Annotated in this window: 1 protein-coding gene; it reads left to right on the top strand. The window is 50.2% G+C overall.

Features of this window, described 5'->3' with window-relative positions; all coding sequences use genetic code 11:
* Window positions 1-42: 42 nt before the first annotated feature.
* The coding region (locus OB13_RS16605; protein ID WP_461491299.1) for a methyltransferase domain-containing protein at window positions 43-568 on the top strand (526 nt) is incomplete at its 3' end.

Genomic DNA, 568 nt, shown 5'->3' with positions numbered 1-568 from the left:
GCAAGCTTCAAATATAAGACTTTTGCTTTATTATCATACAAAATGAATCAACAATTTAGTGCAGCTTACTGGCAGAGCCGCTACCAAAATGGCCAGACTGGCTGGGACGTTGGAGCTATAACGACGCCTCTCAAAAATTATTTCGATCAGCTGTCTAACGCTTCGCAGCGCATACTGGTTCCCGGCTGTGGGAATGCTTACGAGGCCGAATACCTATACCTGCAGGGATTCACAAAGGTAGATGTAGTGGATGTGGCGCAGGCGCCCCTAGAAGAATTTTCAGCCAGAATGCCTGCCTTCCCAAAGGACCAGCTGCTGTTGCAGGATTTTTTCGCGCTGGAAGGAAAGTATGACCTGATTGTGGAGCAGACGTTTTTTTGCGCCATCGACCCCTCGCTCAGGCCGGCCTATGCCCGGAAATGTGCCGAACTGCTGGCTCCCGGTGGAAAGTTGGTCGGGCTCCTGTTCGATACTACCTTCGGGCAGCCGGGGCCTCCGTTTGGTGGAAGCCGCGAAGAGTACAAAACTTATTTTGAGCCATACTTCAATTTTCTGCATTTTGAAACAG

The sequence above is a fragment of the Pontibacter sp. HJ8 genome (assembly GCF_054824225.1).
The sequence above is the reverse complement of the archived record's forward strand: the minus strand, read 5'-3'. Positions and strand labels throughout refer to the sequence as shown.